Annotated in this window: 20 protein-coding genes and 1 pseudogene; 10 read left to right on the top strand and 11 right to left on the bottom strand. The window is 70.6% G+C overall.

The annotated features are described in order from the left end of the window. Positions 1-108: 108 nt before the first annotated feature. From folP to ACGFYN_RS20205, 5 genes are all read left to right on the top strand, one after another. Positions 109-1,014, top strand: a complete 906-nt coding sequence (gene folP / locus ACGFYN_RS20185; RefSeq protein ID WP_393867190.1) for a dihydropteroate synthase — start codon at positions 109-111, stop codon at positions 1,012-1,014. Beyond that, positions 1,011-1,514: a nuclear transport factor 2 family protein gene (locus ACGFYN_RS20190; RefSeq protein WP_393867191.1), complete on the top strand. Its 504-nt coding sequence runs from the start codon at positions 1,011-1,013 to the stop codon at positions 1,512-1,514. Before folP ends, ACGFYN_RS20190 begins: the two co-directional genes overlap by 4 nt. 247 nt (positions 1,515-1,761) lie before the next feature. Beyond that, a complete protein-coding gene (gene folB, locus ACGFYN_RS20195; protein WP_393867192.1) occupies positions 1,762-2,121 on the top strand; it encodes a dihydroneopterin aldolase in 360 nt (119 codons plus the stop codon). Next, positions 2,118-2,729 carry a 2-amino-4-hydroxy-6-hydroxymethyldihydropteridine diphosphokinase gene (folK, locus tag ACGFYN_RS20200; RefSeq protein ID WP_393867193.1) on the top strand — a complete coding sequence of 204 codons (612 nt, stop codon included), beginning with the start codon at positions 2,118-2,120 and terminating at the stop codon, positions 2,727-2,729. Before folB ends, folK begins: the two co-directional genes overlap by 4 nt. Before the next feature lie 69 nt (positions 2,730-2,798). Continuing rightward, on the top strand, positions 2,799-3,287 hold the full coding sequence (locus tag ACGFYN_RS20205; protein WP_393867194.1) for a DUF3180 domain-containing protein: 489 nt from the start codon (positions 2,799-2,801) through the stop codon (positions 3,285-3,287). A 19-nt stretch (positions 3,288-3,306) separates the two neighbouring features. Here the strand turns inward: ACGFYN_RS20205 and folE are convergent, their stop codons facing one another. The 6 genes from folE to dacB all read right to left on the bottom strand — a co-directional run bounded on the left by folE (position 3,307) and on the right by dacB (position 10,990). Beyond that, positions 3,307-3,912, bottom strand: a complete 606-nt coding sequence (gene folE, locus ACGFYN_RS20210) for a GTP cyclohydrolase I FolE (RefSeq protein ID WP_393867195.1) — start codon at positions 3,910-3,912, stop codon at positions 3,307-3,309. Between the two features lie 144 nt (positions 3,913-4,056). Next, entirely contained in the window at positions 4,057-6,096 is a 2,040-nt protein-coding gene (ftsH, locus tag ACGFYN_RS20215; protein ID WP_393867196.1) for an ATP-dependent zinc metalloprotease FtsH, read from the bottom strand. Positions 6,097-6,279: 183 nt separating this feature from the next. Beyond that, positions 6,280-6,840: a hypoxanthine phosphoribosyltransferase gene (hpt, locus tag ACGFYN_RS20220; protein WP_393867404.1), complete on the bottom strand. Its 561-nt coding sequence runs from the start codon at positions 6,838-6,840 to the stop codon at positions 6,280-6,282. A gap of 53 nt (positions 6,841-6,893) precedes the next feature. Further along, entirely contained in the window at positions 6,894-7,937 is a 1,044-nt protein-coding gene (gene tilS / locus ACGFYN_RS20225) for a tRNA lysidine(34) synthetase TilS (RefSeq protein ID WP_393867197.1), read from the bottom strand. Positions 7,938-8,128: 191 nt separating this feature from the next. Beyond that, entirely contained in the window at positions 8,129-9,253 is a 1,125-nt protein-coding gene (locus ACGFYN_RS20230) for a zinc-dependent metalloprotease (protein ID WP_393867198.1), read from the bottom strand. 75 nt (positions 9,254-9,328) lie between these two features. After that, positions 9,329-10,990 (bottom strand): D-alanyl-D-alanine carboxypeptidase/D-alanyl-D-alanine-endopeptidase, encoded by a 1,662-nt coding sequence (dacB, locus tag ACGFYN_RS20235; protein WP_393867199.1) that lies wholly within the window; start codon positions 10,988-10,990, stop codon positions 9,329-9,331. A gap of 79 nt (positions 10,991-11,069) precedes the next feature. On the opposite strand from dacB, the gene ACGFYN_RS20240 reads away from it, so the two are divergent. Further along, positions 11,070-11,561, top strand: coding sequence for an inorganic diphosphatase (locus tag ACGFYN_RS20240; protein WP_048586153.1), 492 nt, complete (start codon positions 11,070-11,072; stop codon positions 11,559-11,561). A 104-nt stretch (positions 11,562-11,665) separates the two neighbouring features. Next, positions 11,666-13,339, top strand: coding sequence for a threonine/serine exporter ThrE family protein (locus tag ACGFYN_RS20245; RefSeq protein ID WP_393867200.1), 1,674 nt, complete (start codon positions 11,666-11,668; stop codon positions 13,337-13,339). Here ACGFYN_RS20245 and ACGFYN_RS20250 read toward each other — a convergent pair. Next, on the bottom strand, positions 13,336-14,301 hold the full coding sequence (locus tag ACGFYN_RS20250; protein WP_393867201.1) for a DedA family protein: 966 nt from the start codon (positions 14,299-14,301) through the stop codon (positions 13,336-13,338). The two genes, ACGFYN_RS20245 and ACGFYN_RS20250, sit on opposite strands and share 4 nt — an antisense overlap. Before the next feature lie 142 nt (positions 14,302-14,443). Between ACGFYN_RS20250 and ACGFYN_RS20255 the strand changes: the two genes are divergently transcribed. Further along, complete coding sequence (locus ACGFYN_RS20255) at positions 14,444-14,809, top strand: YbjQ family protein (protein ID WP_393867202.1); 366 nt, start codon at positions 14,444-14,446, stop codon at positions 14,807-14,809. 18 nt (positions 14,810-14,827) lie between these two features. Here the strand turns inward: ACGFYN_RS20255 and ACGFYN_RS20260 are convergent, their stop codons facing one another. Then, entirely contained in the window at positions 14,828-15,589 is a 762-nt protein-coding gene (locus tag ACGFYN_RS20260; RefSeq protein ID WP_393867203.1) for a MerR family transcriptional regulator, read from the bottom strand. A 134-nt stretch (positions 15,590-15,723) separates the two neighbouring features. On the opposite strand from ACGFYN_RS20260, the gene ACGFYN_RS20265 reads away from it, so the two are divergent. Continuing rightward, positions 15,724-17,007, top strand: coding sequence for an ion channel protein (locus ACGFYN_RS20265; protein ID WP_393867204.1), 1,284 nt, complete (start codon positions 15,724-15,726; stop codon positions 17,005-17,007). A gap of 36 nt (positions 17,008-17,043) precedes the next feature. Next, positions 17,044-18,444 carry a glutamate decarboxylase gene (locus ACGFYN_RS20270; protein WP_393867205.1) on the top strand — a complete coding sequence of 467 codons (1,401 nt, stop codon included), beginning with the start codon at positions 17,044-17,046 and terminating at the stop codon, positions 18,442-18,444. A 12-nt stretch (positions 18,445-18,456) separates the two neighbouring features. Here the strand turns inward: ACGFYN_RS20270 and ACGFYN_RS20275 are convergent. The 3 genes and pseudogenes from ACGFYN_RS20275 to ACGFYN_RS20285 all read right to left on the bottom strand — a co-directional run. After that, positions 18,457-18,585, bottom strand: a pseudogene (locus ACGFYN_RS20275) (ABC transporter permease); the annotation flags it as partial. A 48-nt stretch (positions 18,586-18,633) separates the two neighbouring features. Next, positions 18,634-19,275 carry a PadR family transcriptional regulator gene (locus tag ACGFYN_RS20280; RefSeq protein ID WP_393867206.1) on the bottom strand — a complete coding sequence of 214 codons (642 nt, stop codon included), beginning with the start codon at positions 19,273-19,275 and terminating at the stop codon, positions 18,634-18,636. A 24-nt stretch (positions 19,276-19,299) separates the two neighbouring features. Continuing rightward, on the bottom strand, positions 19,300-19,845 hold the full coding sequence (locus ACGFYN_RS20285; protein ID WP_393867207.1) for a DinB family protein: 546 nt from the start codon (positions 19,843-19,845) through the stop codon (positions 19,300-19,302). Positions 19,846-19,893: the final 48 nt, after the last annotated feature.

The following is a 19,893-nucleotide window of genomic DNA, read 5'->3' on the forward strand; positions in this document are numbered from 1 at the left end:
GGACAGGCCCGGACGGAAGCCCCGCCCCTCCAGCCCGGGGGGCTTCCGTCCGGGCCGCTGCGTCCGGGCCGCGGCGTCGGGGCCGCACCCTGGGCCTAGGCTGAACGTATGAGCAAGCAGAACGGACGCGGGCGCGTCGCGGGCCTTCCGGAATGGGACCGCTGCGCGGTCATGGGGGTCGTGAACGTCACACCCGACTCCTTCTCCGACGGCGGCCGCTTCTTCGACACCACGGCGGCCGTCAAGCACGGACTCGAGCTGGTCGCCGAGGGCGCGGACCTGGTCGACGTCGGCGGCGAGTCCACCCGGCCCGGCGCCACCCGCGTCGACGAGACCGAGGAGCTCAGGCGCGTCATCCCGGTCGTTCGCGGTCTCGTCTCAGAGGGCGTCACGGTCTCCGTCGACACCATGCGCGCCCGTGTCGCCGAACAGTCCCTCGCGGCCGGCGCCTCCCTCGTCAACGACGTCAGCGGCGGCCTCGCCGACCCCGCGATGATCCCGGTGGTGGCGGAGACCGGCGCCCCCTTCGTCGTGATGCACTGGCGCGGCTTCCTCGAGGGCGACAACGTCAAGGGCGGCTACGCCGACGTCGTCGCCGAGGTCGTCGACGAACTGCACGCGCGCGTGCAGGCCGTCCTGGCCGGCGGCATCGCCCCCGACCGCGTCGTGGTCGACCCGGGCCTCGGCTTCTCCAAGGACGCCGAGCACGACCTGGTGCTGCTCGCCCACCTCGACCGCCTCCTCACCCTCGGCCACCCGCTGCTCGTCGCGGCCTCCCGCAAGCGTTTCCTCGGGCGGGTGCTGGCCGGATCCGAGGGCGCGCCGCCGCCCGCGCGCGAGCGCGACGCCGCCACGGCCGCCGTCTCCGCGCTCGCGGCGCAGGCAGGCGCATGGGCCGTGCGCGTCCACCAGGTGCGTGCGACGGCGGACGCCGTACGGGTGGCACGCGCCGTGGAAGGAGCGCGCGCCGCGGGACTCGCGCCGGGTGCCCCCGGAGCAGAAGGAGTCCGGTGAGCGCCCCCCACACCGATGTCGAGCAGGTCGAAGCCGCCAACACCGCCTTCTACGAGGCCATGGAGCGCGGTGACTTCGAAGCTCTCTCCGCGCTCTGGCTCACCCCGTCCGACCTGGGCGTCGACGAGGAGTTCCACGACCCGGCCGACGTCGGCGTGATCTCCTGCGTGCACCCCGGCTGGCCCGTGCTCACCGGCCGCGGCGAGGTCCTGCGGTCGTATGCGCTGATCATGGCGAACACCGACTACATCCAGTTCTTCCTCACCGATGTGCACGTCTCCGTCACCGGCGACACCGCCCTGGTGACCTGCACCGAGAACATCCTCAGCGGCGGCCCAGCGCCCGAGGGCGGCGAGGAGCTCGGCCCGCTCGTCGGCCAGCTGGTGGTCGCCTCGAACCTCTTCTGCCGCACGCCCGAGGGCTGGAGGCTCTGGTCCCACCACGCCTCGCCGGTCATGGCCGAAAACGACGAGGCCGAGGAGGACGAGACCCCCACCTGAGTGGGTAGGCGTCCCGTCGGGACCAAGAAGTGGTTGGAATCACGACCCCTTGGGTAGGGGCGGCTACCAGCCCGTGAGCCGCCGGGTTCCCCAGGGGAAACACGCGATGAAACCTCCTGGTTCCGGCGCAGGCCCTGCCCCCGCGGCCCGGTCCTGTCAGTGCCCGCAGGTAGATTCGTTCGAGGCCGGTGTGCCGCCCGCACACGGTACGTACCGGTCGTTACCGACGATTGCAGGAGTGATTCGCGTGGATCGTGTCGCGTTGCGCGGCCTGAAGGCCCGCGGGTACCACGGCGTGTTCCCCAGGGAGCGCGAGGAGGGCCAGACCTTCATCGTGGACCTCGTTCTCGGCCTGGACACACGTCCGGCCGCCGCCGACGACGACCTGGCGAAGACCGTGCACTACGGCATCGTGGCGGAGGAGGTCGTGGCCGTCGTCCAGGGCGACCCCGTCGACCTCGTCGAGACGCTTGCCGAGCGCATCGCCCAGGCCTGTCTGAAGCACGAAGAGGTCCAGGAGGTCGAGGTCTGCGTCCACAAGCCGGACGCGCCGATCACCGTCCCCTTCGACGACGTGACCGTCACCATCACCCGGAGCCGAGTATGACCGCGTCCTTCACCGAGGGTCACAGCGACCCGACCGTACAGCCGGTACCCGCCTCCGTCGTGGCACAGGTGGACGCCGCCGACACGACCCTGCACAACCCGAAACGGGCGGTGATCTCCCTCGGCGCCAACCTCGGCAACCGGCTGGAGACCCTCCAGGGCGCCATCGACGCGCTGGAGGACACCCCTGGCGTCCGCATCAAGGGCGTGTCGCCGGTCTACGAGACCGAGCCCTGGGGCGTCGAGCCCGGCAGCCAGCCGTCGTACTTCAACGCGGTCGTCGTCCTGAAGACCACCCTCCCGCCGTCCTCGCTCCTGGAGCGGGCCCATGCCGTCGAGGAGGCGTTCCACCGCGTCCGGGACGAGCGCTGGGGCGCCCGCACCCTCGACGTCGACATCGTCGCCTACGCCGATCTCGTCGACGACGACCCGGACCTCACCCTGCCTCATCCCCGGGCCCACGAGCGCGCCTTCGTCCTCGCCCCCTGGCACGACGTCGACCCCGACGCCCTGCTGCCCGGCCGCGGCGCGGTCGCCGAGCTCCTGGAGACCGTCACGCGCGCGGGTGTGACACCCCGCCAGGACCTGGAACTCCACCTGCCCGAGTAGTCGTTAAGGTCAGGACGACCACTGTCTGCGGGACGGTCCGCCAGGACCCGGGGGAGTTGAAGGGACACCGTGAGAGAGCTGCGCATCAGGGTGCTGATCGGCGTGTTCATCGTGGCCGCGCTCCTGTCCTGGGCGGGCGCCCGCCTCTGGAACGCGATCGGGACCCTCCCCAGCGTCCCCCTGGCCGCCCCCATCGTCCTCGCCCTGATCGCGGTGGTCCTGCTGGCCACGGCACTGTCCCTGCGCGCCCGCTTCAAGGCCCAGCGTGAGCGCCGCCCGGAGGCCAAGGGCGTCGATCCCCTCATGGCGGCCCGCGCGGTCGTCTTCGGTCAGGCCAGCGCCCTCGTGGCCGCCCTCGTCGCCGGGATGTACGGCGGCACGGGCGTCTTCCTGCTGGAGCTCCTCGACATCCCCGCCCGCCGCGACCAGGCCATCTACGCCGGCTTCTCGGTCGTGGCGGGAATCGCCGTCATAGTGGCCGCCATCTTCCTGGAGCGCGTGTGCCGGCTCCCCGAGGACGACGACGAGCACAACAACGGCGCGGCATCGCCCGCCTGAAGGCGGTCCCCGCCCGGCGTCAGCGCGCCATGATCAGGCTCATCGCCTCGTTGCGGGTGGCCGGGTCACGCAGCTGACCCCGCACGGCCGACGTTATGGTCTTCGCCCCGGGCTTGCGCACACCGCGCATCGACATGCACATGTGCTCGCACTCGACGACGACGATCACGCCGCGCGGTTCGAGGATCTCCATCAGCGAGTCGGCGATCTGCGTGGTGAGTCGTTCCTGCACCTGCGGCCGCCGGGCGTAGACGTCCACGAGCCGGGCCAGCTTCGACAGTCCCGTGATCTTGCCGTCGGTGGACGGGATGTACCCGACATGGGCGACGCCGACGAAGGGCACCAGGTGGTGCTCGCAGGAGCTCAGCACCTCGATGTCCTTCACGAGCACCATCTCGTCATGGCCCAGGTCGAACGTCGTCGTCAGCACGTCCTCGGGCTTCTGCCACAGCCCCGCGAAGATCTCCCGGTACGCCCGCGCGACCCGCGCCGGCGTCTCCCGGAGCCCTTCCCGGTCGGGGTCCTCGCCGACCGCGATCAGCAGTTCGCGCACGGCGTTCTCGACGCGCTTCTCGTCGAACTCGCCGATCGATCCCTCACCGTCCAGCGTCACGGGGTCGGTCATGTGGTGCCTCGTTCCTGTGCGGGGTCACGCGTGCAGACCACGCGCCTCATCTGCGGACATGGCGAAATGCCGCGCCCCCCAGGCTAAAACCTGGGGGGCGCGGCATTCATTCCGGGCCTGTCGCGGCCGCCGGAGGAGCGGTGATCAGCTCTCCGGGCGGTCCTCAGGAGCGGGCTCGGCCACCGGGGCCGACTCCGTGGCGGTGGCCTTGGCGGTGGAGATCGCCGGGGTCGCGCCGTTGGCGCCGTTCGTCAGTGCGAGCTCCTTCGGGGAGAGCACCGGCGGACGGGTGGACGGCGTGCGCCGGGAGGAACCCGTCCACGCCGGCCGCGGGGGGCGCCTGACGATGGGGGCGAAGATCTCGGCGATCTCCTCCTTGCCCAGCGTCTCCCGCTCCAGCAGCTGAAGGACGAGGTTGTCGAGGACGTCGCGGTTCTCGACCAGGATCTCCCAGGCCTCGTTGTGCGCGTTCTCGATGAGCTTCTTGACTTCCTCGTCCACCAGCGCGGCGACCTCTTCCGAGTAGTCGCGCTGGTGAGCCATCTCACGTCCGAGGAACGGCTCGGTGTTGTCGCCGCCGAACTTGATGGCGCCGAGACGCTCGGTCATGCCGTACTGCGTGACCATCGCGCGGGCCGTCGTGGTGGCCTTCTCGATGTCGTTCGCAGCGCCCGTGGTCGGGTCGTGGAAGACGAGCTCCTCGGCCGCACGGCCGCCCAGCATGTAGGCCAGCTGGTCCAGCATCTCGTTGCGGGTCGTGGAGTACTTGTCCTCGTCCGGCAGCACCATCGTGTAGCCGAGGGCCCGGCCTCTCGACAGGATCGTGATCTTGTGGACCGGGTCGGAGTTGGGAGACGCCGCCGCGACCAGGGCGTGACCGCCCTCGTGGTACGCGGTGATCTTCTTCTCCTTGTCCGACATGATCCGGGTCCGCTTCTGCGGGCCCGCCACCACGCGGTCGATCGCCTCGTCCAGCATGGAGTTGTCGATCAGCTTCTTGTCGCTGCGGGCCGTCAGGAGCGCCGCCTCGTTGAGGACGTTGCTCAGGTCGGCACCGGTGAAACCGGGGGTGCGGCGGGCGACGGCCGAGAGGTCGACGTCCGGAGCGACCGGCTTGCCCTTCTGGTGGACCTTGAGGATCTCCAGGCGGCCCATCAGGTCCGGCGGGTCGACCGCGATCTGGCGGTCGAAGCGGCCCGGGCGCAGCAGCGCCGGGTCGAGGATGTCCGGGCGGTTCGTGGCGGCGATGAGAATCACACCGCCCTTGACGTCGAACCCGTCCATCTCGACGAGCAGCTGGTTCAGCGTCTGCTCGCGCTCGTCGTGACCGCCGCCGAGGCCGGCGCCGCGATGGCGGCCGACCGCGTCGATCTCGTCGACGAAGACGATCGCCGGAGCGTTCGCCTTGGCCTGCTCGAACAGGTCACGGACCCGGGAGGCACCGACACCGACGAACATCTCGACGAAGTCGGAACCGGAGATCGAGTAGAAGGGCACCCCGGCCTCGCCGGCCACGGCACGCGCGAGCAGCGTCTTGCCGGTACCGGGACGGCCGTAGAGCAGCACGCCCTTGGGGATCTTGGCGCCGACGGCCTGGAACTTGGCCGGCTCCTGCAGGAACTCCTTGATCTCGTGGAGTTCCTCGACGGCCTCGTCACAGCCCGCGACGTCGGAGAAGGTCGTCTTGGGGGTGTCCTTGGTGATGAGCTTGGCCTTGGACTTCCCGAAGTTCATGACCCGGGAGCCGCCGCCCTGCATCTGATTCATCAGGAACAGGAAGACGACCACGATCAGAACGAAGGGCAGCAGGGAGAGCAGGATGCCCAGGAAGGGGTTCTGCTTGGACGGCGAAACGGTGTAGCCGTCCGGGATCTGCTTGTTCTGGTACTTGGTCTGCAGCGTGTTGGCGATGTTCACGCCCTGGTCGCCGATGTAGCTCGCTTGGATCTTCGAGCTGCCCTCGACCTTTTCGCCGTCCTTGAGCTGGACCTTGACGGTCTGCTCGTCACCGGTGGTCAGCTTGGCCGACTCCACCTTGTCGTTGTTGATCGCTGCCACGACCTGGCCGGTGTCCACCGTCTTGTAGCCGCCGGACGAGCCGACGACCTGCATCAACACGACCACGGCAAGGACGGCCAGCACGATCCACATGACCGGCCCACGGAAGTATCGCTTCACGTCCATCCATACGGAGCGGTGTCGCCCCGTCCCTCCTGCCATAGTGAGTTTGATAAGACAGTTCTTCTGACGGTACCCCAGCTTCGTCGCGCGAAGCCGCACGGGAGGGCTGGCAAGCCCGTCTGCATGCTCCAACGGCGCGAAACCCGCTGGGGTTCCCGATCGTCCTAAGAGGACGGTCTCGCTGACTCAGCCGCCGTAGACATGGGGCGCGAGCGTACCCACGAACGGGAGATTGCGGTACTTCTCGGCGTAGTCGAGGCCGTATCCCACGACGAACTCGTTCGGGATGTCGAAGCCGACCCACTCCACGTCGATGGCGACCTTGGCGGCGTCCGGCTTGCGCAGCAGTGTGCACACCTTGAGCGACTCGGGCTCGCGGGAGCCGAGGTTGGACAGCAGCCAGGACAGGGTCAGCCCGGAGTCGATGATGTCCTCGACGATCAGGACGTGCTTGCCCTTGATGTCGGTGTCGAGGTCCTTGAGGATCCGCACCACGCCGGAGGACTGGGTGCCCGCGCCGTAGGAGGACACGGCCATCCAGTCCATCGTGACGGGGGTGGACAGCGACCGGGCGAGGTCCGCCATGACCATCACCGCGCCCTTGAGGACTCCGACGATGAGCAGGTCCTTGGCCGCGTACTCCGCGTCGATCTTCGCGGCCAGCTCGGCCAGCTTCGCGTCGATCTCTTCCTTGGTGATGAGCACCTGCTTGAGGTCCGCACCCATGTCTTTCGCGTCCACCCGCATCACTTTCGGTCGTCCCACCGGCCGCCCATCACCCCCCAAAAGGGGGCAAGGTTTCAGCCTTGCCGAATCACCAGTCTGCCACCCTGGCGCTGGGCGACGACTTTGCCCGGGAGATTGATGACTCCCTGGCCGCGCCAACCGGTGATCAGCCGGTCGACTTCCTCGATGTGGCGGGCGAACAGCGAACCTGCGGGCGCCCCGGCCTCGATGGCGGCCCTGCGCAGGATGCGGCGGCGCACGGCGGGCGGCAGGACGTAGAGCTTGGCGCACTCCAGGAGGCCGGCCGCGTCGCGTACGGAGGTCTCGGCCTGGCTGGCCCAGGTGTCGAGCGCGTCGGCGTCGTCACGGGAGAGCTGGGCGGTGCGGGCCAGTGCCTCGACGACGCCCTTGCCGAGCGCCTTCTCCAGGGCCGGCAGGCCCTCGTGGCGCAGCCGGGAGCGGGTGTACGCGGGATCGGCGTTGTGCGGGTCGTCCCAGACGGGAAGGGACTGGACCATGCAGGCCTTGCGGGCGGTCTGCCGGTCGACCTGGAGGAAGGGGCGCCGGTAACGGCCGTCGGCCCCCGAGACCGCGGCCATGCCGGACAGGGAGCGGATGCCGGAGCCGCGGGCGAGTCCCAGCAGGACGGTCTCGGCCTGGTCGTCGCGGGTGTGGCCGAGCAGGATCGCGGTGGCTCCGTGGTGGAGGGCGACGGCGTCGAGGGCGGCGTAGCGCGCGTCGCGGGCGGCTGCTTCGGGCCCGCCTTCGCGGCCGACGGTCACGGCCACGGAGTCGACCGGGTCCAGGCCCAGTTCGCGCAGGCGCAGGGCGACTTCCTCGGCACGCAGGTCGGACCCGGCCTGCAGGCCGTGGTCGACGGTGACGGCACCGGCGCGGATGCCGAGTTTGGGGGCCTCGAAGGCGAGGGCGGAGGCGAGGGCCATGGAGTCGGCGCCGCCGGAGCATGCCACGAGCACGAGCGGCGACGACCGGCGCTCGTGCGAGGGCTGCTCGAAGAGCCGTGGGCCCTTGGAGGAGGTCTGGTGCTCGTTGAGGATGTCGTGGAGGACGTGGCGGACCGCCAGGCGTATCGCCGCGACCGCTGGATGGGGACCCATGTCCGGTTCCCTTCATGAAGTTTTCGGGGGGTTGAGCCCGGCTCGGTCACTCAGAGTGTGTAGATGGTGACAGAACCGGGCCGTTCCCCGAGCATCGCACGCCTACCCATCGCTCACGGTCCCTCGGACGGGTGATTGGAGGGGCGTTCGCCTGCCGTCGGCCGGATTCCTTTCACGACCGTCCACGGCGTTCACGACTCGCTCTTGCGATGCACCCGCGCGACCCAGTCCGCCGGTTTGGCGATCTCCGCCTTGGTCGGGAGGGTGTTGGGGGACGTCCACACACGGTTGAAGCCGTCCATGCCGGCCTGCTCGACGACGGCCCGCACGAACCGCTCGCCGTCGCGGTACTGCCGGAGCTTGGCGTCCAGGCCGAGCAGCTTGCGCAGCGCCATGTCCAGCCGCGAGGCGCCCTTCGCCCGCCGCTGCTGGAACTTCTCGCGGATCTCGGCGACGGAGGGCACGACCTGCGGGCCCACCCCGTCCATCACGAAGTCGGCGTGGCCCTCCAGGAGGGACATCACGGCGGTGAGGCGCCCGAGGATCTCCCGCTGCGCCGGGGTCTGCACGATCTCGACGAAGGACCGCCCGCCGTCCTCCTCCTCGCCCTCGGGGCGTCCGCCGGAGAGGGACTGGGCGGCCTCGCGGATGCGCTCCAGGACCGTCATGGGGTCGACGTCGGTCTCTCCCAAGAAAGACTGGATTTCACCCTCGAGGTGGTCACGCAGCCAGGGCACCGCGCTGAACTGCGTGCGGTGCGTCTCCTCGTGCAGGCAGACCCAGAGGCGGAAGTCGTGGGGCTGGACGTCGAGTTCACGCTCCACGTGCACGATGTTCGGGGCGACGAGCAGCAGCCGTCCGCCGCCGCTCTCCCCGGCCGGGAGCTCGCGCGTCGCCGGGGCGAACGTCTCGTACTGGCCGAGGACTCGGGAGGCCAGGAACGACAGCAGCATGCCCAGCTCGACGCCGGTGACCTTGCCGCCGACGGCGCCGAGGACCGCGCCGCCGGGGCTGCTGCCGCGGCGCTCCTGCATCTTGTCGAGGAGCGGCTTGAGGATCTCCCGGAAGCCGGCGACGTTCGCCCGGACCCAGCCGGGGCGGTCGACGACCAGGATGGGGGTGTCGTGGACCTCCCCCGTGCCCATTTGGGTGAAGCCCCGGACGTGTTCCTCCGAGGCCTTGGCATGCCGGCGCAGTTCCGCGACGACCTCCCGGGCCTCTTCGCGGCTCACGTCTGGGCCCGGCCGTACGAGCCGGGTCGCGGTCGCCACCGCGAGATTCCAGTCGACCATCTCGGCACCACCGATGCTCGTCATGCGTCAACGGTACGTGAGCGTTACCACTTGGGGCAGGCCGCGCGGGCGGGCCGGTGCGAGACGGCCGGTACGGCGTCAGTGGCAGCCGCACGCCGCCAGGGCCGTCGCCGTCCGGTCCAGGGCCGACTGGGCCGCCGCCGGACTGGTCGTGTCCGAGGCGAGGAACGCGAAGGCCAGCAGGCGGCCGTCCTGGTCGACCACCGTGCCCGCGAGGGTGTTCACGCCCGTCAGGGTGCCGGTCTTCGCCCGTACGACCCCCGCCGCTCCGTCGTTGTAACGGCTGGTCAGGGTTCCGGTGAAGCCGGCCACCGGCAGACCCGTGAGGACCGGGCGGAGTTCGGGGTGGGCCGGATCGCCCGCCTCCACGAGCAGGGACGTCAGCAGGTCGGCCGTCAGCCGGTCGTCCCGGTCGAGGCCGCTCCCGTCGTGGAACCGGGCGCCCTTGAGCGGGAGTTCGAGCTTCTTGAGCTGGGCGGCGATCGCGGCCGCGCCGCCGTCGAAGCTCGCCCGGTTCCCCGTCGCGAGGGCCGTCTGGCGGGCCAGGGCCTCGGCGATGTCGTTGTCGCTGTTGGTCAGCATGCGCTCGACCAAGGCGGAGAGCGGGGGCGAGGAGACGGCGGCGACGTTCTCGGCCTTGCCCGTCGCCTTGGACGGGCCGGGGGACGAGGTCCTGACGCCGGCGCCCTTCAGGAACGCCGCGAACTTGCGGGCCGCGTCCGCCGCCGGGTCCGTCACGCGCCTGACCGGTCCGTCCGTCGAGTCGTCCGTACGGCCCTCGTCGGCCACCAGGGCGCTCACCGGCGCGAGGTTGCCGTTGACGCCGATGCGGTGCAGCGCGGGGCCGGCGTACAGGCTCCCGTCGTAGGAGAGGGTCACCTCCTTGAGGCCGCGCTTCTTCAGCGCCTTCGCCGTCCGGTCGGCCAGCACCTTGAGGCTCGCCCAGCCGTCCGCCTCCGCGCGGGCCGTCAGGGTCGGGTCGCCGCCACCGACCAGGACGAGCTCCTTGGTGCCGGGCTCCAGGGCCGTGCGGGTGGTCAGGCGGTGGTCGGCGCCCATCGCCGACAGGGCGGCGACCGCGGTGGCGATCTTCGTCGTGGAGGCGGGGGTCAGCGCGTCGTCGGCACCGGTGCCGTACAGGCGCCTGCCGGTGGCGACGTCGACGACGACGGCGCTGTGTCGGGCGCCGAGCGCCGCGTCCTTGAGCAGGGGGCCCAGGACGCCGGCGAGGGCCGTGCCGGTCGGGGACGGCTGTACGGCGGTCGTGGCGCGGCCCAGGCCGACCAGGACGGATGCCGCGCTGGGGGCGGGCCGGGGCGCCCCGGCCGCCGTACCCGATGAACCGGACGTATCGGATTTACGGCCGTGATCTGTGCCACCCGTGCGTTCCAGGACGACTGCGTGGTCCTTCTCGGCCGTACGCTGACCGGAGGAGTCCCAGGGACCGGCGGCGGTCGCCACGGTGACCGCCAGCGCCAGACCGGCGACAGCGGCGCCCGCGCCGAACTGCCATGTGCCGACGGACTTCGGCCGCGTGAACCGGACGGTCCGCACGCGCGCGAGCTGCGGTTTCGCAGCGGCCGTGGCCCGTTGGAGGCCCGGTCGCACGGCGTTCGCGGCTCGTTCGAAATGCGGGCGTACGGTACCGGCGGCCCGTGCCAGACGCGGTCGTACGGCGTTCGCGGCCCGCGTCACATGCGGTCTCGCGGCCCGCCAAGGCCTCAGCTCGGGCACGACCACCAGCCCCTTTCGCGATCACACACCTGCGTGAGGGACACTTAACCACCAGAACTATGTGCTGATCATGGAGGAGCCACCGGTGGAGTTCGACGTCACGATCGAGATCCCGAAGGGTTCGCGGAACAAGTACGAGGTGGACCACGAGACCGGTCGGATCCGCTTGGACCGTCGACTCTTCACCTCGACCGCCTACCCGACCGACTACGGCTTCGTCGAGAACACCCTCGGCGAGGACGGCGACCCGCTGGACGCGCTGGTCATCCTGGACGAGCCGACCTTCCCGGGCTGCCTGATCAAGTGCCGTGCGATCGGCATGTTCCGGATGACGGACGAGGCCGGCGGCGACGACAAGCTGCTGTGCGTGCCGGCGACGGACCCGCGCCAGGAGCACCTGCGTGACATCCACCACGTTTCGGAGTTCGACCGCCTGGAGATCCAGCACTTCTTCGAGGTCTACAAGGACCTGGAGCCCGGCAAGTCCGTCGAGGGCGCCAACTGGGTGGGCCGTACGGACGCCGAGATCGAGATCGAGCGCTCCTACAAGCGGTTCAAGGAGCAGGGCGGTCACTGAGGCCTGAGTCTTCCGACGGGCCGCACGCATACGCGTGCGGCCCGTCTGGTTTTCTGTGCGCATACTGGCCTTGCTGCACGCGTCGTACAGGGAGCGTTACTCACGTGACGGAGGCGGAGGACCGCAAGCCGCAGTCGGACGAGGCCAGGGGCACGTTCGACCCGGAGATCACATCCGAGTTCGCCATTCCCGCGGGCTTCGCCGCCCCCGCGGGGGTCGTCGAGCCGGAGACCACGTCGGAGTTCGAGGTCCCCGAGGGCCTGGACGTCTCTCAGCCGCTCAGCAGCCCCGAGCCCGAGGGGTCGGCGTTCAGCACTCCGCGCACCTACAACGCCAAGCACGCCCCCGCCGCCTTCACCCCGCCGACCGGCGTCCCCGTGGTCAGCCTCACCAAGGACGTGCCCTGGCAGGACCGGATGCGCACGATGCTGCGGATGCCGGTCGCCGAGCGGCCCGCGCCGGAGGCGGGGCCGAAGTCGGAGGACGGCGGTCCCGCCGTTCCGCGCGTGCTCGACCTGACCCTGCGTATCGGCGAGTTGCTGCTGGCCGGCGGTGAGGGCGCCGAGGACGTGGAGGCCGCGATGTTCGCGGTCTGCCGCTCCTACGGCCTGGACCGCTGCGAGCCGAACGTCACCTTCACGCTGCTGTCGATCTCGTACCAGCCGTCCCTCGTCGAGGACCCGGTGACGGCCTCGCGGACCGTGCGGCGCCGGGCCGTCGACTACACGCGGCTGGCCGCCGTGTTCCAGCTGGTGGACGACCTCAGCGACCCGGAGTCCCATCTCTCCCTGGAGGAGGCCTACCGGCGGCTCGCCGAGATGCGGCGCAACCGGCACCCCTACCCGGGGTGGGTGCTGACCGGGGCGAGCGGCCTGCTCGCGGGCGCGGCCTCCGTGCTCGTCGGCGGTAACGCGTTCGTGTTCGTGGCGGCCGCGCTGGGCGCGATGCTCGGCGACCGGCTGGCGTGGCTGTGCGCCGGGCGCGGGCTGCCGGAGTTCTACCAGTTCACGGTGGCCGCGATGCCGCCGGCCGCCCTCGGGGTCGCGCTCACCGTCGCGCACGTCGACGTCAAGGCGTCCGCGGTCATCACCGGTGGTCTCTTCGCGCTGCTGCCGGGGCGGGCGCTGGTGGCGGGCGTGCAGGACGGCCTGACCGGCTTCTACATCACCGCCTCGGCGCGCCTGCTGGAGGTCATGTACCTCTTCGTCGGCATCGTGGTGGGCGTGCTGATCGTCCTGTACTTCGGGGTGAACCTGGGCGCCAATCTCAACCCCGACGCGGCCCTTGGCCAGTCCACGCAGCCCGTCGTGCAGATCTGCGCGTCGATGCTGCTGTCCCTGACCTTCGCCGTGCTGCTCCAGCAGGAGCGGGCCACCGTGCTGTGGGTGACGCTGAACGGCGGCGTCGCCTGGGTGGTGTACGGCGCGCTGCACTTCCCCGGCGGACTCTCGCCCGTCGCCTCCACCGCGGTGGCGGCGGGGCTGGTGGGCCTGTTCGGGCAGTTGCTGTCGCGCTACCGGTTCGCGTCCGCCCTGCCCTACACGACGGCGGCGATCGGCCCGCTGCTGCCGGGCTCCGCCACCTACTTCGGGCTGCTGGCGATCGCCCAGAACGAGGTCGACAAGGGGCTGGTCTCCCTGGCCACAGCGGTCTCCCTGGCCATGGCCATCGCCATCGGGGTCAACCTCGGCTCCGAGATCTCGCGGCTGTTCCTGCGGGTGCCGGGCGCGGCCAGCGCGGCCGGCCGCCGGGCCGCCAAGCGCACCCGCGGCTTCTAGTAGCCCTGGCCGTGCGGGTACTGCCCGTCCTGCCGGCCGTCGTACTGCTGCTGGTACGGATACTGCTGGGCGTACTGCCAGTTGGGGTCGTAAGGCTGCTGATCCGGGTTGTACGGCTCGTTCGGGTCGTAGGACCGGTTCGGGTCGTAGGGCTGCTGCTGCGCCGGCTGCTGCTGCGGGTACTGCTGCTGCGGGTACTGCTGCTGGGGCGCGTACTGCTGCTGGGGCCGGTGGTGGTCCTGGCCGTCCGCCGTGGGGACGCGGCGCAGCTGGGTCGTCGCGTCGTCCATGACCGGGTACTGCTCCTGGGCCGGCGCGGGAGCGGGGGCCCCGGGGTTCTTCCTGGCCTTGCTGCGGGCGCGCAGGAACTCGATGGCGATCGGGACCACCGAGACCAGCACGATCAGGATGAGGATCGCCTCGATGTTCTTGTGGACGAAGTCCACGTTGCCGAGCCAGGAGCCCAGCAGGGTCACGCCCGCGCCCCACAGGACGCCGCCGATGACGTTGAAGGTGATGAAGGAGCGGTACCGCATACCGCTGACGCCGGCGATGATCGGCGTGAAGGTGCGCACGATGGGCACGAAGCGGGCCAGGACCAGGGACTTGGGGCCGTACTTCTCGAAGAACTCGTGCGCCTTGACCACGTTCTCCTGCTTGAAGAGGCGGGAGTCCGGGCGGGTGAAGAGCGAGGGGCCGACCTTCTTGCCGAAGAGGTAACCCGCCTGGTCGCCGAGGATCGCGGCGAGGCAGATCAGCAGGATGGCCCCCCACAGCGGGAAGTCCATGGTGCCTGCGGTGATCAGCAGACCGCAGGTGAACAGCAGCGAGTCACCCGGCAGGAAGAAGCCGATGAGCAGGCCCGACTCGGCGAAGACGATCAGGAGCAGCCCCCAGATGCCGAACGAGTCGAGCAGATGGTTCGGATCCAGCCAGCTCGGGCCGAGGGCAAGCGTCGTCACGGTTCCGGGCTCCCTGAGGGGGTGAGAGAAGGTACGGCGTCCTTCGGCGGGCGCACAAAGCTATCAACGCAATGTGTCCGCCCCAGGTTCCACCGGTGTCTCCAGGATGCACTGTGCGCGGACTGGCACAAAGCTGTGAGCCATGGGCATAGACGAATACGGTGGCGGCCAGGGGCCCCAGCCGGACGTACTGGTCGTGACGACGAACGACGTACCCGGACACCGGGTCCAGGAGGTCCTCGGCGAGGTCTTCGGGCTGACGGTCCGCTCCCGGCACCTGGGGAGCCAGATCGGCGCCGGGCTGAAGTCGATGATCGGCGGTGAGCTCAAGGGGCTCACCAAGACGCTGGTGGAGACCAGGAACCAGGCCATGGAACGGCTGGTCGAGCAGGCACGCGCGCGTGGGGCGAACGCCGTGCTGATGTTCCGCTTCGACGTGACGGAGGCGTCGGACGTGGGCACGGAGGTGTGCGCCTACGGGACCGCGGTGGTCCTGGCCCGGGAGTGAGCCCCCGGACCAGGACCGCTATGCGGTGCGACGGTCGGCGTTCGCCAGGATCGCGTCCTTCAGGTGCTCGGCGAGCCCGGGACGCATGGCGTCGTAGAACGCCTTGAAGCGCTCGTCGGAGACGTACATCTCGGCGAGACACCGGTGCATCTCGTACGGGCACTCGTAGAACCACCTGCTGATGTGCTGCCGGTGCTCCTCGGCCAGGTCCGTCGCCGCCTCCCCGGCCGCCGGCTCGCCGGCGCCCACCAGGGCGGCGTACCGCTCGGCCCAGGCGTCGGCCTCGGCCTGCAGGCGCTTCCAGTCCTCCTTGGTGTAGGTGGCCGCGCGGCGCTGCGACTCGGCGTACGCCTCCGTGTTCCCCCAGCGCTGCTCGGTCTCCTCGGCGTACTGCGCGGGGTCGTTGTCCCCGAAGACCTCGAACCGCTCCTCGGGTGTGAGGTTGATCCCCATCTTGCGTGCCTCCATGGCGTGTTCGACGGCCGCCGCCATCTTCTGGAGCCTCTCGATCCGGGCGGTCAGCAGTTCGTGCTGGCGGCGCAGGTGCGCGCGCGGGTCCGCGGCCGGATCGTCGAGCAGGGCGGCGACCTCGTCGAGCGGGAAGCCGAGCTCCCGGTAGAACAGGATCTGCTGCAGCCGGTCGAGGTCGTCGTCGCTGTAGCGCCGGTGACCCGCACGGCTGCGCTCGCTCGGGGCGAGCAGGCCGATGTCGTCGTAGTGGTGCAAGGTGCGCACCGTGACGCCGGCGAAGCCCGCGACCTGTCCCACGGAGTAGCTCACTTCGTCCGCTCCCTTCTCGGTACGCACTCCACGCTGAGCCCTCACGCCACGTGAGGTGCAAGTCGGTTCGCCTTCGGATACCAGGTGTTCTGCTTCCAGATGTTTCCTTCCTTTCGTCCGCTTATGGTGAGCCCGTGGCCCACGACTCCGCCCAGCAGGCCCCCGCGGTCCCCGCGACACCCGCACGCACGCTGGCGCCGTTGATCGTCCCCGCCCTGGCCGTGGGAGTGGGGGCGAGCCTGCTGCTGGTCGGTGTGAGCGCGGCGGCGGAGCAGCTCCAGCATGTGCTCTGGAACAACCTGCCGGACGCCCTCGGGGTGGGCCGGTACTCCGTCCTGTGGATGCTCGTCATGCTCACCGCGACCGGCATCGCGGTCGGCCTCGTGGTGTGGCTGGTGCCCGGGCACGCGGGCCCGGACCCGGCGACCCTGAGCCTGAACGCTCCCGTCCTGCCGCTCTCCGTGCTGCCCGGTCTGGTGCTGGCGACGGGCCTGATGCTGGCGGGCGGGCCGAGCCTCGGGCCGGAGAATCCGATCATCGCGGTGAACGTGGCGCTCGCCTACTGGCTGGGGAGCCGGCTGATCCGCCGGGCACCGGGCCACCTGTGGCCGGCGCTCGCCGAGGCGGCGACGATCGGAGCCCTGTTCGGGACGCCGGTGGCGGCGGCGCTGGTCATCTCCGAGGCACTGGCCGGACGGCAGATGAAGGGGCTGCTCTGGGACAACGTGTTCGGGCCCCTGGTGGCCGCCGGGGCCGGGGCCCTGACCACCTCCCTGGTGGCGCATCCGAGCTTCGACCTGCATCTGCCCCCCTTCGGCCGGCCCGGCTGGAGCGATCTGCTGGCCGTCCTGGTGATCGCGTCGCTGGCGGCGGTGCTCGGCATGTGCGCGGTCTACGTCTTCCCGTACGTCCACGGCGCCTTCGCGCGCCTGAAGCACCCCATGCTGATGCTTCCGGCCGGCGGGATCGTGCTCGGGCTGCTGGGCGCCCTGGGTGGGCATCTGACGCTCTTCAAGGGGCTGGACGAGGTCGCCGACCTGGCCAAGAACCCGGACGGCTGGTCGGCGGGGCAGTTCGTGGGGATGGCCGTGGTGAAGCTGGCCGCACTGCTCGTCGCCGCGTCCTGCGGCTTCCGGGGCGGGCGCATCTTCCCGGCGGTGTTCGTCGGGGCCGCCTTCGGGCTGGGCGCGCACGCCCTCATACCGGACGTTCACCCGGCGGTCGGCGTCGCCGCCGGCGTCCTGGGCATACTCCTCGCCGTCACCCGCCAGGGCTGGGTGAGCCTGTTCACGGCCGCGGTGCTCGTGTCCGAGCCCGCGATCATCGCCCTGCTCTGCTTCGCCTCGCTGCCCGCCTGGCTGCTGGTGACCGGCCGGCCCCAGATGCAGTTGCGGGACGACGGAACTCCGGTCCGCTGACACCCGTTCCCCGGATGACACCAAGGGAGACAAGACATGGCCCTCCACAAAGGTCCGCATAAGCACGACGAGCGCCCGGTGTCGGTCAACCCCTTCTTCGGGGAGGCCAATCCGGTCGCCGGCATGACCGACGCTCCGCCCCGGCACCGGCTACCGGACGGTCCGCTGCCGCCCATGACGGCGTATCAGCTGGTGCACGACGAGCTGATGCTGGACGGCAACTCCCGGCTGAACCTCGCCACGTTCGTCACCACGTGGATGGAGCCGCAGGCCGGCGTCCTGATGGCGGAGTGCCAGGACAAGAACATGATCGACAAGGACGAGTATCCGCGCACCGCCGAACTGGAGCGGCGTTGCGTGGCGATGCTCGCCGACCTGTGGAACGCACCGGATCCGGCGACCGCCGTGGGCTGTTCCACCACCGGATCGAGCGAGGCGTGCATGCTCGCCGGGATGGCCCTGAAGCGGCGCTGGAGCAAGCGCATCGCCGCCTCCGGGGCACGCCCCAACCTGGTCATGGGCGTCAACGTCCAGGTGTGCTGGGAGAAGTTCTGCAACTTCTGGGAGGTCGAGGCGCGCCTGGTGCCCATGGAGGGCGACCGCTTCCACCTCGACCCGCAGGCCGCCGCCGAGCTGTGCGACGAGAACACCATCGGGGTCGTCGGCATCCTCGGCTCCACCTTCGACGGCTCCTACGAGCCCATCGCCGACCTGTGCGCGGCCCTCGACGCCCTTCAGGAGCGCACCGGTCTGGACATCCCCGTGCACGTCGACGGCGCGTCCGGCGCCATGGTCGCGCCCTTCCTCGACCCGGACGTGGTGTGGGACTTCCGCCTCCCGCGCGTGGCGTCCATCAACACCTCGGGGCACAAGTACGGCCTCGTCTACCCGGGCGTGGGCTGGGCCCTGTGGCGCGACAAGGAGGCGCTGCCCGAGGAGCTGGTCTTCCGCGTCAACTACCTGGGCGGCGACATGCCGACCTTCGCCCTGAACTTCTCCCGCCCCGGCGCCCAGGTGGTCGCGCAGTACTACACGTTCCTGCGGCTGGGCCGCGAGGGCTACCGCGCCGTGCAGCAGACGACCCGCGACGTGGCCATGTCCCTCGCCGAACGCGTCGAGGCGCTGGGCGACTTCCGGCTGCTGACCAGGGGCGACGAGCTGCCCGTCTTCGCGTTCACGACCGCGGACGGCGTGGACGCGTACGACGTCTTCGACGTGTCCCGGCGGATGCGGGAGAGCGGCTGGCTGCTGCCCGCGTACACCTTCCCGCCGAACCGCGAGGACCTGTCCGTGCTGCGGGTGGTGGCCCGCAACGGCTTCTCGGACGACCTCGCCGACCTCTTCGTGGAGGACCTCACCCGGCTCCTGCCCGAACTGCGCAAGCAGCCGCACCCCTCGCCCAAGGACAAGGGGGCGACCACCGGCTTCCACCACTGACGCACCGCCGGGTCAGCCGCCCAGGCGCGCGAACCGCCGTACCGCGAGCGGGAAGAAGACGGCGAGCAGCCCCAGCGACCACACGACCGCCACCCACACGTGCCCCGGCTCCCCGTCGGGGCCGCCGAGCAGGTCGCAAACTTGACCACTGCGCGAAGGCAGCGCGCCGAGATGATTGGCCAAACTTGATCAGCGGTCGTCCTCCGGATGCCGCTCCCCCGTCGCGTACGGGTTCTCCTCGTCGTCCGCCAGGACGCCCACGAAGGGATCGCCCTCCCCCGCGAACATGTACGCCCCGTCCTCGATCCGCCCGATCAGCCTCTGGGTCCACTCGGCCTCGGCGTCGGCCGTGTGGACCCAGAGGTTCATGATCTCGCCGATGTGGCCGAGCTGTTCGGGGCCGTCCTCGGGGACGTAGTGCTCGGTGACCGAGGAGCGCCAGGCCTCGGTGCGCCGGATCCGGTCCTTCAGCAGCGCCACCGCCTCGGCCCGCGGCAGGTCGACCATGAAGCCGATCGCCGCCGACTTGACGTCCATCTTCTGGTCGTACGAGGTCAGCGCCTCACGCAGCAGCCGGAAGTACTCCTCGGTGCCCCAATCGGTGAGCTCGTACTCGGTGCGCGGCGGGCCGCCGGCCGTGGACGGCGCGATCTCGTGCGCGTGCAGCAGCCCTTGCTTCGCCATCTGCTTGAGCGCGTGGTAGATCGAGCCGGGCTTGGCGTTGGACCACTCGTGCGCGCCCCAGTACTCCAGGTCGTTGCGCACCTGGTAGCCGTGGGCCCGCCCGTGCTGGCGGACCGCGCCGAGCACCAGAAGACGGATCGCTGACATGCGGCCAGCGTAGGACCCGGGAGGTCAGCTCCGGCTCGCGCCCTGCTCCTTGGCCACCAGCTCGAAGGCGGTGGCGCCGTCCAGGGACTCGCGGATGATGTCGGCATGCCCGGCGTGCCGCGCGGTCTCGCGGATCAGGTGCAGGCAGAGCCAGCGCACGGAGACGCTGCCCTCCGGGAACCAGGGTTCCTCCGGCAGCGGGAAGCTGTCGTCGAGGCTCGGCACGGAGCGGATGTACGCCTCGGTCTCGGCGGCGACCTTCTCCCAGTACGCGAGCTGCGACTCCACGGTCTCGCCCTCGACCAGCTGGAACGCCTCGTGCCAGTTGGACGCGTCCCGCCGGATCGCCGGCGGCTCCTGCCTGGCCCGCGCGATCCAGCCCTGCTCGACTTCGGCCACATGCTTGAGCAGACCGGACAGGGACAGCTCGCTCGCGCTGGGCCTGCTCGCGGCCTGCTCCTCGGTCAGCCCGAGCAGCGAGCGCCGGATGCCGCCGCGCTGCTCCTCGATGAACGCCAGCAGCGCTCCGCGCTCGTCGCCCTGAGCTTCCGCGGAAACGTGAGTGACCATGACCGGCCGCCTTTCGTCGGGTGCTGCGGGGGGTGGAGGCTCCCCCTG

Source organism: Streptomyces sp. NPDC048419 (genome assembly GCF_043200415.1).
Lineage (GTDB): Bacteria > Actinomycetota > Actinomycetes > Streptomycetales > Streptomycetaceae > Streptomyces.

Coding starts and splice junctions, on each gene's coding strand:
- ACGFYN_RS20285 (WP_393867207.1), bottom strand. CDS start 19,845: ATGGTCACTCACGTTTCCGCGGAAGCTCAGGGCGACGAGCGCGGAGCG.
- ftsH (WP_393867196.1), bottom strand. CDS start 6,096: ATGGACGTGAAGCGATACTTCCGTGGGCCGGTCATGTGGATCGTGCTG.
- folE (WP_393867195.1), bottom strand. CDS start 3,912: ATGACCGACCCCGTGACGCTGGACGGTGAGGGATCGATCGGCGAGTTC.
- hpt (WP_393867404.1), bottom strand. CDS start 6,840: ATGCGGGTGGACGCGAAAGACATGGGTGCGGACCTCAAGCAGGTGCTC.
- folP (WP_393867190.1), top strand. CDS start 109: ATGAGCAAGCAGAACGGACGCGGGCGCGTCGCGGGCCTTCCGGAATGG.
- tilS (WP_393867197.1), bottom strand. CDS start 7,937: ATGGGTCCCCATCCAGCGGTCGCGGCGATACGCCTGGCGGTCCGCCAC.
- folK (WP_393867193.1), top strand. CDS start 2,118: ATGACCGCGTCCTTCACCGAGGGTCACAGCGACCCGACCGTACAGCCG.
- ACGFYN_RS20255 (WP_393867202.1), top strand. CDS start 14,444: ATGGGCATAGACGAATACGGTGGCGGCCAGGGGCCCCAGCCGGACGTA.
- ACGFYN_RS20230 (WP_393867198.1), bottom strand. CDS start 9,253: ATGACGAGCATCGGTGGTGCCGAGATGGTCGACTGGAATCTCGCGGTG.
- ACGFYN_RS20270 (WP_393867205.1), top strand. CDS start 17,044: ATGGCCCTCCACAAAGGTCCGCATAAGCACGACGAGCGCCCGGTGTCG.
- ACGFYN_RS20280 (WP_393867206.1), bottom strand. CDS start 19,275: ATGTCAGCGATCCGTCTTCTGGTGCTCGGCGCGGTCCGCCAGCACGGG.